This is a genomic window from Streptomyces sp. MB09-01 (assembly GCF_033794505.1).
In the GTDB taxonomy this organism is placed as follows: domain Bacteria; phylum Actinomycetota; class Actinomycetes; order Streptomycetales; family Streptomycetaceae; genus Streptomyces.
Genome location: NZ_JARAYQ010000283.1, coordinates 1 through 9,933 on the forward strand (window position 1 = coordinate 1; position 9,933 = coordinate 9,933).

A 9,933-nucleotide genomic window follows, 5' to 3' on the forward strand; every position below is an offset into this window, starting at 1 on the left:
CCCCGAAACCCCCCGACCTCGTCCGCCGCACTCTGTCCGTCCTCGTCGGGGCCGACCACCTGCTCGACGCACCTGCCGTGCCGCACCCGGCACCCGACCCTAGGGTGGCGTCATGAGCGACCCGGAGAAGAACAAGGCCACGGCTCAGGCGTTCTACGACCTGATGTTCAACCAATGCCGCCCCGCCGAGGCCATCGAGCAGTACGCCGGCGACACCTACATCCAGCACAATCCACACGTCGGCGACGGCAAGCAGGCGTTCATCGACTACTTCGAGCGCATGGCCGCCGAGTACCCGGGCAAGCGGGTGGAGGTCAAGCGCGCCTTCGCCGAAGGCAACCACGTGATCCTGCACTGCCACCAAACCTGGCCCGAGGAGGAGTACGCCGGCATCGACATCTTCCGTTTCGACGCAGGCGGCAAGATCGTCGAACACTGGGACGTCCTCCAGGTGATCCCACCCACCTCCAAGAACGACAACACCATGTTCTGACCCTCGCCCTGCGCACGCCGACTTGCCGCACTGCAACGCTCACACGTAACCACCAACGGCCGCCCCCACAGGTAGGCAGAGCGCCAGCCGACCGCATCAATCGTTGCGATGAACAGCGCAGGTTCGGAACACTGCCTCTTCACCAGTACGGGGGCGGGGTCGAGCCGGACCGAGTACAGCACGTGGGTCACCGCCGAGCAGCTGCGCCCGCTGCCCCGGAATCGGCCTCGGGCACATCCCCGCCCACCCCCGCACTCGACGCCGCGTGGCTGCTCGACGGCCGCACCCACGGCCGCCCGGCCACCGTCCACGCCGAGGGCTGCCCGAGTGCCACCGACTGCGCGCACCCAGGGCATCATGCAGGCACTCGACGCACCCGCGCGCACCGGCACGAGGGCCATCAACCAGGTACTGCGCCCTGGGCGGCCGCTGGTGCTCTCCAGCCGCACCACCGAGTACCGGACCGCTCTGGCCCCGCCCACAGGCACACCTGTGCTTCTGAACGGGGCCGCAGGCATCCGGCTACACCCGCTCAACGCCGCTCAGGCAGCGGCCTACCTGCTACGCGACGCCGGTGGTCCCCACCACGCAGCCGCGGCCCGCTGGAGCCGGGTCGCCGCGTGCCTCGGTACCGGAACGCCAGCCGCCCAGGCTCTGAGCACCCCGCTCGGTCTCTTCCTGGCCCGCAGCATCTACAACCCCCGCCCGGGCCACGAGTACACGGTCGATCTCGCCCACCCCGACGAACTCCTCGACCGAACCCGCTTCCCCACCCGCCAGGATGTCGACGCCCACCTGTTCCGGATCTTCATCCCCGCCGCCTACAGCCCACACCACCGCCAGGCCAGCCCATGGACCGTCAAACAGGCCGAGCACACCCTCACCTTCCTCGCCCGCCACCTCGAATACTCCCTTCGCGGCACTCCCAACCTCGCCTGGTGGCAACTCCACAAAGCTCTTCCAGGATTCTCACTCGCCCTTATCCCCGGAGCGGCAGTCGGCCTCGTCTACGGCACTATCGGCCTCTTTAACAGCATGGGGGACGGGCTGGTGATCGGGATCCTTTTCGGAATTCTGGGGATGACGCTGCTCATGTTCAACCCGGCACGCAGCCCGTCGGAGGGCATCCGGTGGAACTGGAAGGGCAACCTTTGGCAACGCACACTCATGTCAGCAGTTGCGTTCGGGCTCGCGTTCTGGTCTTTCAGTGAACTCATTGATTATGCCGGCAACACAAGACGAGTCACCCTTGCTGGAGGACTTCTCGGCCTTGTCACGGGCGCCCTCATGGGTGGCCTGACACCACTGCAGCCTGATCTCAAGAATGCAGTGGGACCAGGCGCAGTCTTGGCTCGGGACCGTCGCGCATTCTGGACCGTCACGCTCGCAACCTGCACCGTAAGCTGTATTGCTATCGGATTGATTTCCACACTCTCGGGAGCGTCGCTCTCCGAGGCGCCGGCAATCGGACTTACGTTCGGAATTATCTTCGGGCTCGGAGCCTCGCAGCTCGGACGCGCCCGGTCGGCGTGGCTGGCCTTCCTGGCCACGCGTATCGAACTGGCATTGCTGGGACGTGTGCCCTGGCGGTTCATGGCTTTCCTCACCGACGCCCACGAACAGCGCGGCGTGCTGCGACAAGTGGGGGCGGTCTACCAGTTCCGCCACCTCGACCTCCAACGCCACCTCGCCGGCCCCCCACCAAGACACTGGATCGAGAACCCCCCGCACTGGCCACCCCTCACACCCGGCACACCCGGCGGAGGAACTCCATGAACGCCTCCGTACCGGTCCTACGGGCGCACCACCGGCCACCTCGCACCCCAGCAGCACACGATCTGGGGCGAGGGTGAGGCAAGGGTGCCCATAGGCGCTCCGTGCGCCCAGCCCCCAGGCCCCAGCGCAAGGCAAAGGCCTGGCCGAGCACCCACGCACCCGCACCGCGGCGCCCGGTGCGGTCTGGACCCGGGCCCGGGGCGGGAGCCGCGGACATGGCCGAGCTGCCGCGCGGCCCATGGCGTGACCAGCCCCGCCGTCACCGCGCTGTGCCACCAGACCTACGGCCGGTGACACGTCGTCGGCGGCCCGTCAGCCACCCACCAGTTCCTCAGCTCGTGAAGAAGGCCAGGCGGTCGCGTATCCGCAGAGCCGCCGGTCCCCCGGTCAGTTACCGGCCTCCGCGTGGAGAGCCCGCGCCATGGGAGAGGATCCGTCAGTGACGAAGGAACGGATCTGTGCCAGGTAGGCGTCCCGATCGACGCGGGAGAAGCGCAGCCCCGCCACCCGCCCGCCGAAGTCGTCGCCACGGGTGGCCGCCGTACTCGACAGGCCTCCCAGACGGCGGCGCCCGGCGCCGTCCCAGAGCGTGACCGTCCCTTGGAGGAGGCTCACCGCCAGCACCGAGCCGTCGTCGCTGAACTCCAGGTCCTGGATGACACCGGGGCCGAGGACGCCACGCTCGACGGCGCGGGTGGCGAGGTCCACGCGCTCCCCCGCGGAGGTGACCAGGAGGGAGCCGTCGGGGCTGATCGCGAGGTTGGCCGCGCCGGCGTCCGCGATCTCGTACTCCTGGCGGCCGGACCGGAGGTCCCACATCTGCAGGGCGCGGGTGAAGGGGGCGGCCGTTCTCCTTGGCGACCGCGACGGCCAGACGGGTGCCGTCCGGGGTGAAAGCGAACCCCATGATGCGGAAGGCGTGTGGGGGCAGGGTGAGCTCGGTGCGCAGCCGGTTCTCGCGGGCGTCCCACACCGTCACGCGCGGCTTGCCGTCCTCGTGCCAGGAGGCGGTGGCGAGGAGCCCCCGTCGTGGGAGTAGGCGGACGAACCGTCGTCGTCCTCGTCGTACGCGTCGGGGACGGACGGCATGACCGGATGGTGCGGCAGTTTGCGCACCTGGCCGTCGGCCGTGGTCCGCAGGCGGAAGCGGTCTTCGGCGTCGCTGTCCGTGGCGCAGTCGTGGTTCTGATCGCGAGAAGGGCGGCCTCCCTGGAGACCGCGAGGACCCTGGGCGTCGCGTGGTCCGGCAGGAGCAACGGGCCGGCCTTGCCGGTCTTGAGGTCGAGCAGCCGGACGCCCTGGCTCATGGTCTGCGCAGCGACGGTCCCCGAGGGGTCGACGGCGGCCGGCAGATCCGGGGTGCCCGCGGGCAGTTCGGCCCGGCCCGTGCGCTGGCCGCTGACCACGTCCCAGATCTCCACGCTCTTCTGGGCGTCGAGTACGGCAAGGGTCCGGCCGTCGAGCAGGAAGTCGGCGTGGTCGTCGTAGTAGCCGGTCGAGACCCGGGCGAGGTTGTTGGCTACGGCGCGCTCGTCCTGGCCCAGGGATCCGTAGAGGGCGGCCCGCGCGTCGTCGACCGGTGCGATCCGCCAGGCCGCGACGCTCAGCAGAGCGGCCATTTCGGGGTCCGAGGTACGCAGGCTCTCGGCGATGGAGGCCATCGTACGGGCGGACGCCTGGCGGGCCCGTTCGTCGCTGACGCCCTTCTGCTTCCAGGCGACCAGGCCCGCCACGAGCGCGAGGGACAGCAGGGCCGCCGCGCCCGCGCGCAGCCGCCGGGTGCGTCTGTGACGCGCTGCGGCCGCCTGGCGGCACGCCTCCAGGAACGCGCCCTCGAGCCGGCTCGCGCGGAGCCAGTCCGGCGCCCCGGCCGCGCAGACGCGTGCCGCCTCCGGGGCGTTGCCGGCCGGGAGGTCTTCGGCCCGCCTGCCCTGCCCGTCCCAGTACCCGGCAGCGGCGGTGGGCCAGCGCAGCAGGAGCAGGGCCTGGCGGTCGTGGTCCACCCAGTCGCGCAGCCGTGGCCAGGCGCGCAGCAGGCCGAGGGAGGCGAGGCGGGCGGCGTCGTCCTCCAGGACGAGGAGCCGGGCGACGGCCAGGGAGTCGAACGCGTCGCGCAGCGGGCCGCGTTCCTCGTACGGTCGGCCGTCGAGCCATTCCGCCGTGGCGGCGGTGCGCAGTGTGTCCTGGGAGCCGTCGGCGGCGGCGCCCGGGACGATCAGGCGGAGCGTGATCTCCCGTACGGCTCGCCGGGCCGGTTCCGGCAGGCGCTGGTACGGGGTCTCCGCAGCGGCCCCGAGGGCCGGCTCGGCCGCGTCGGCGGTGGCGTCGCGCAGCCGCCCGGCGTTGTCCCGGCCGGCAGCGAGCAGGGCCGCGTCGGCGGCGTCGGCCGGTCCGCCCAGCATCCTCAGCAGCAGCCCGGTGGCGGTGGGGCGGTCGGCCGGGGATTTGGCCAGTGCCTCGCCCACCAGTGCGCGCAGCGCGGGCGGCAAGGGGGTGAGGTCCGGTTGGTGTTCGGTGACCCGTACGACGATCTCGCCGATGTTCTCGCCGCGGAAGGGATCGCGTCCGGTGGCCGCGAACAGCATCACCGCTCCCCAGGCGAAGACGTCGGCGGCGCCGTCGGCGCGGCTCCCGGCGAGCACCTCGGGGGCCATGTAGCCGGGTGTGCCCATCAGGTGTCCGGTGGCGGTCATCGACATGTCCTCGGTGCGGGCGATGCCGAAGTCGATGACCCGGGGCCCGTCGGGGCCGAGGAGGACGTTGTCCGGTTTGAGGTCGCGGTGGACGACGCCCGCGCGGTGGATGGCGGCCAGGGCGGTGGCGGCGCCGGTGGCCAGTCGCACCAGTGCGTCGCCGCTGAGCGGGCCCGATGCGCGGACGGCCTTGCGTAGATCCCGGCCGGGGACGAACTCGCTGACGATGTAGGGCCGTTCGCCGTCGGTGCCGCTCTCCAGGACCCGTGCGGTGCAGAAGGACTCCACGCGCTGCGCGGCGAGCACCTCCTTGGCGAACCGGCCCGCGATGTCGGGGCGGGCGACGAGTTCCGGGCGCAGCACCTTGACGGCGACGCGTTGCCCGGCCTCGTCGTAGCCCTCGTACACGGTCCCCTGGCCGCCCGCCCCGAGCCGGGCGGCGAGCCAGTATCCCGCTATCCGTTCCGGGTCCTCGTTGGTGAGCAACTCGGCCATTCTTCCCCCTGGTTCAGCGTCCCCCGGTGCGCGCGCGGAGGGTATCAAGGGGTGCGGCCGTGGGGTAGGGGGCCGTGATCCGGGGCTCGGCCAGGGCCGCTCAGCGCATGCGGGGAAGGCGGAGGCTGAGCAGGACGGTCAGGGCGATCAGCGCGAGCTGTACCAGCAGGGCGGTAGCGACCGCCTCGCGCGGGCCGGCCGTCGGGGCCAGGGCGAGGAAGAGGCTGCCCAGTGCGGCGACGCCGAGCGCCAGGGCGGACTGCTGGGTGGTGATCACGACCCCGCTGCCCACCCCGGCCCGGTCGGCCGGCACGTCCGACAGCATCAGACGCATCAGCACGGGCAGTTGGAGGCCCTGGCCCAGGCCCGCCAGGAACACGCCCGGAGCGAGCGCGCCTGGGCCGAGGTCCGGCCATCCGTGGCGCAGGGTGGCCAGCAGCAGGGTGATGCCGGCCGCCTGGACCACGCCGCCGACGGTGACGACGCGGCTGCCGAAGCGGGCGACCATGCGCGGCCCGGCCATGGAGGCCCCGAAGAAGGCCAGGGCCATCGGCACCAGCGTCAGCCCCGCCGTCACCGGGCCCATGCCCAGGATGTCGTACCGGCCGTTCTGGACGCACGCCGGGATCGGCCCCCGTTGGTCGAGCACGGCCCGCACGGCGGGTGTCACGCCGGGGCACACCGTGGGCGATGCCGGGTCCTGACCGCCGGCCAGCGCGAACAGGTGCGCCTGTTCGCTCACGTCGAGACCGGAAGGCGAGGACGATGCGCACCGGGCCACGGAGTGAGCCCCGAAGTGCCACGTGGACCGCGGGCCGGTTGAGCGCGGGAAGGCGTCAAGAAACTGTTGACACGATGATCATGTCAAGGTTTCCTTGACGTATGCCGATCTTGAACTCGACGGCGTCCCACGAAGACGCCTCCTCCGCCGCCGACTCCCTGGCCCTCCTCCTCCCGTGCACCGCGCTCCTGCCCGCGCTGGCCTCGATGTTCGCCGACCGGTTCAGCACGACCGGCTGGGTCGTGGTGGTCACGGTCGAGCTCGCACTCATCGCCACCACGAGCGCGCTGGCCGCTCGTGCCGCCGCCCGTAGCGCTGCCACCCGTAGCGCTGCCACCGATACCGCTGCCGTCCGGGCCCGGCGCGACGCGGCGGTGCTCGACCTGCTGGAGCCGCTCGCCGGGGAACGGCGATGAGCGGCGAGCCGCTGCTGGACCCGCAGGAGAGCGCCCGCATCCGGGAGGGGGTCGCGGCCGCCGTCCTCGGCGCCCGCGAGGACCTGGCCGCATCGCTGGAGCACGACGCCGACGGCTATCTGCGTCTGGTCGACGCCTCGCGCGTCGGCGCCGAGGAGGCGAGCCGGCTGCTGCGGGAGGCAGTCCAGGGCGCCAGGGCTGCCGGGCACAGCTGGGACACCGTCGGCCGCATCCTGGGCGTGAGCCGGCAGGCCGCCCAGCAGCGCTTCGCGGTAAAGGTGACCGACGCCGTGGGCTCCGGACGGGAGGCGGGGGAACCGGGTGTGGCGGAGCGTCGCATCCTCAGTCCGCTGTCCGCGTTCAACGAGATGGCCGCTCTGGCGGAGGCCGGGCGCGAAGGCTGGCACCTGGTCGGTTACGGTGCGCTGTTCCACGAGGTGGAGGCGTCCGACCAGCCGTGGGAACACTGCCGGGTGACCCTCGCCTCCGGCGGCCGCCACCGCCGGATGGAGGAGGAAGGCTGGATCCCCGTCGGTGCGGGCTGGTTCCCCTGGCGGTACTACAAACGGCCGCTCGACCCGGCTCAGGAGCACTGAGTGGATCACCCCGCCGATCGCGTCACCCCGCGCGGGTGGACACCGATGCCGGCCCGGCCTCGGGAACGTGGGGATCCTGGCGCAGCAGGCGGGCACGGTCCGCGGCTGCCGTGCCCGGGCCGTCGGGGCGGCCGGGAGCGTGATGGCGTGGGTGCGTTCGCGCTGCCGGGCCTCGGGGCGGTGGCGGATGGTGTGCTGGTGCCAGGCGTAGTCGCCGGCGAGCCAGTCCTTGAGGCCCTGCAGGCAGCGGGCGGTGTCGCGGCCTGCGGAGGCCTGCGGGAACGCGAGGAGGGATTCGGTGGTGAGGCGGTCTCAGAGTGAAAGCCGTGCCTGCGGGAGCCGATGGGTGAGCACGGCCGCTTGAGGACACCGGACTGCCGCAACACCTGACCGTCCACCAGCAGTCAAACTCCGTAGGGCCAGACGGTGACGTGATCCTGCGCCGCTCGGACCTCGACCCACGTCCCATCGACACCTTCCGGCACTGGTGGGCCGGCCAGGTCGAACAGGATCAGCGCGCCGCCCACTTCCAGGACGGCCCCTCCGTCTTCAGGGAGGCTCAGCCGTCCACGAAAGATGATGCAGTCACCGTCTTCCCGCAGCTCAGCGGTGCCAGTAGCACTCGGCCGGGCGTTCACCGCCCAGGCGATGTCCTCATCCACCGTCCACTCGACATGGTGTTCTCGCCCCACTGCCTCAGGGGCCCCTTGCCAGAGCGCCACAACGGTGCCCACCGCCGAGCGCACCCGGACGGTCAAGGGACTCAACGGGCAGGGATGCACTGCGTCTACTGTGACCAACACCCCGCCATCATCCTCGACTGCCTTACCAAACACATTCGCAGGGGCAGAACACCTTTTTTTGAAGAGCGGTTTGTCCCAACAGGATTGTCTGACGGCGTTCTGGGCGGTCGGCTCAACTGGGGCTTCTGGGGTGATGGGTGCCGACGAGGTGACTGTGACTGGTGACGGCAGTCGGGCTTCCGTTTCAGTCCCTTCGCTCCTGTCTGATCCCAAGGCACCCCCAGTTCGCGCCCTGTGGCCGAGGGGCTGTCGGCAGTACTACCGAAACATGCCTCGAAGCCGGCCGTATCCAAGTGACCTGTCCGATGCCCGATGGGAGCTGATGGAGCCCATTCTGTCGGCCTGGCGGGCTGAGAGGAGAGGGAAGGGCCTGGATATCGGGCGGCCGCCCGAGCATGACCTGCGACGGATCACGGACGCGGTCCTGCACGTCGACCGCACCGGCATTCCTGGCGATACCTGCCACACGATTACGACTGGTCCGGAAGGCCGCAGGCCGGGACGCCGAACCGACCGCATGTGTGCTGGACGCCCAGAGCGTGAAGACGTCCGCCAACGTCCCGGCCACCAGCCAGGGCATCGACGCGGGCACGAAAATCGCAGGACGCAAACGCCACGTCAGCGTCGACACCCTCGGCCTCCTCCTCGCGGCCTCCGTCAGGACAGAACGCTCTTTTACTACGGGCCGCCACGGAAGTACCGGCTGCCGTGATGGCGGGGGCGGTCGCCGCGTTCGTGGGCCGCGTCGGAGCGGTCGGCGGGAGCCGAGAGTCGGGCGAGGGCCCTGAGGGTCGCCAAGCCGGCCAGCACCTCGGAACGCCGGTCGGCGGACTTCATCCAGACCGGCAGACGGGCGAACATCGCCCTCGTCGGCGAGGCGTGACGCTCGCGCAGCCGGGCGGCCACGTAGGCGGCGAGGGCGTCGACGTGCTCCTCGTCGTACGCCCACAAGATGCGCCCCGCACAGCGCGTCTGAAGCCAGAGCGGCCGCCGGAAGAAGGGGTCTTCGGTACCTCCGGGCACCGCACCGACCAGACCGCCGCCCCGTTCCTCGGCCGCCCAGTCGGCGACCGCGCCGCAGCCGGCGCAGGCGAGGCGGCGGGGCCGGGAGAGCAGGTCGCTGAAGTACTTCGGCGTCTCGAGACGGGGCAGGGGCACGACGAGTGCGCGGCCACCACACCTCGGGCAGACCACGAGCATCCGGCTGGTGAACTGGACGAGCCACGTGCCGTGGTCGTGGTGGCGGACCGGTGTGGGGTGCGGCGCGGGCTCGGTACTCATGAGGGCCACGATGCCAGGCTCGCCGAGGCCAGTCGAACGCACGGAAACGGGACGGCCCGTGAGTGCGGTACGCCGGCGTTCACGCGCCGAGCAGGTCCCGGTGGGCCACACCGGCGAGGCAGCTCTCGATCCGGCCCCGCACCCCCGTGTCCGGCCTCTGTCCCAGGTGATCCGACACAGCCGGCTCCCGCACAAGCCCCGTGGCGTCAGTAGCTCTTCGCCCGGTTGGATGTGGGCGATGGCCGTCGACCTCGTTCACGAGGCTCATCCGACCGCCGCGATACTGGCTGCCATGACGAGCACTCCTGGCACGCCCACCACACCCGCCGCCTTCTCACGGATCAAGATCCGGACCGGCGCAGTGGTGTTCTGCGGTCATGACGTCGCACTCATCCGACGCGACCGCCCGGATTCCACCCACTACAGCCCGCCCGGCGGCAACGTCGAAGACGGCGAAGACCTTCGCGAAGCCCTCCGCCGCGAACTCGCCGAAGAACTCGACCTGGACATCGACCAAGCCGAGGGCGGGGAACTCCTGTGGGTCGTCGACCAGCGCGTCACCCGCCCCGGGCCCACCCCGCCACCGCGCAAGCTCCACC

Annotated in this window: 10 protein-coding genes and 1 pseudogene; 6 read left to right on the forward strand and 5 right to left on the reverse strand. The window is 71.2% G+C overall.

Annotation, left to right across the window (positions count from 1 at the left end; genetic code table 11):
• Positions 1-112: 112 nt before the first annotated feature.
• Both PV721_RS36685 and PV721_RS36690 read left to right on the forward strand, forming a co-directional pair.
• On the forward strand, positions 113-493 hold the full coding sequence (locus PV721_RS36685) for a nuclear transport factor 2 family protein (protein ID WP_319732138.1): 381 nt from the start codon (positions 113-115) through the stop codon (positions 491-493).
• A 357-nt stretch (positions 494-850) separates the two neighbouring features.
• Positions 851-2,269: a hypothetical protein gene (locus tag PV721_RS36690; protein ID WP_319732140.1), complete on the forward strand. Its 1,419-nt coding sequence runs from the start codon at positions 851-853 to the stop codon at positions 2,267-2,269.
• Between the two features lie 387 nt (positions 2,270-2,656).
• Here PV721_RS36690 and PV721_RS36695 read toward each other — a convergent pair whose 3' ends face one another.
• From PV721_RS36695 to PV721_RS36705, 3 genes are all read right to left on the reverse strand, one after another.
• Positions 2,657-2,977, reverse strand: coding sequence for a hypothetical protein (locus tag PV721_RS36695; protein ID WP_319732142.1), 321 nt, complete (start codon positions 2,975-2,977; stop codon positions 2,657-2,659).
• On the reverse strand, positions 2,881-5,457 hold the full coding sequence (locus tag PV721_RS36700) for a protein kinase domain-containing protein (RefSeq protein ID WP_319732144.1): 2,577 nt from the start codon (positions 5,455-5,457) through the stop codon (positions 2,881-2,883). Before PV721_RS36700 ends, PV721_RS36695 begins: the two co-directional genes overlap by 97 nt.
• 100 nt (positions 5,458-5,557) lie before the next feature.
• A complete protein-coding gene (locus PV721_RS36705; RefSeq protein ID WP_416371257.1) occupies positions 5,558-6,199 on the reverse strand; it encodes a hypothetical protein in 642 nt (213 codons plus the stop codon).
• 140 nt (positions 6,200-6,339) lie between these two features.
• Between PV721_RS36705 and PV721_RS36710 the strand changes: the two genes are divergently transcribed.
• Together PV721_RS36710 and PV721_RS36715 are read left to right on the forward strand one after the other, a co-directional pair.
• On the forward strand, positions 6,340-6,654 hold the full coding sequence (locus tag PV721_RS36710) for a hypothetical protein (protein ID WP_319732146.1): 315 nt from the start codon (positions 6,340-6,342) through the stop codon (positions 6,652-6,654).
• Positions 6,651-7,250, forward strand: a complete 600-nt coding sequence (locus PV721_RS36715; protein ID WP_319732148.1) for a hypothetical protein — start codon at positions 6,651-6,653, stop codon at positions 7,248-7,250. Before PV721_RS36710 ends, PV721_RS36715 begins: the two co-directional genes overlap by 4 nt.
• 404 nt (positions 7,251-7,654) lie before the next feature.
• Here the strand turns inward: PV721_RS36715 and PV721_RS36720 are convergent, their stop codons facing one another.
• Positions 7,655-7,912: a hypothetical protein gene (locus PV721_RS36720; protein ID WP_319732150.1), complete on the reverse strand. Its 258-nt coding sequence runs from the start codon at positions 7,910-7,912 to the stop codon at positions 7,655-7,657.
• Positions 7,913-8,321: 409 nt separating this feature from the next.
• On the opposite strand from PV721_RS36720, the pseudogene PV721_RS36725 reads away from it, so the two are divergent.
• Positions 8,322-8,712, forward strand: a pseudogene (locus tag PV721_RS36725) (transposase); the annotation flags it as partial.
• Between the two features lie 19 nt (positions 8,713-8,731).
• On the opposite strand, the gene PV721_RS36730 reads toward PV721_RS36725, so the two are convergent.
• Positions 8,732-9,334: a hypothetical protein gene (locus PV721_RS36730; RefSeq protein WP_319732151.1), complete on the reverse strand. Its 603-nt coding sequence runs from the start codon at positions 9,332-9,334 to the stop codon at positions 8,732-8,734.
• 292 nt (positions 9,335-9,626) lie between these two features.
• Between PV721_RS36730 and PV721_RS36735 the strand changes: the two genes are divergently transcribed.
• Positions 9,627-9,933: NUDIX hydrolase (locus PV721_RS36735; protein ID WP_319732152.1), on the forward strand; the 307-nt coding region annotated here is incomplete at its 3' end.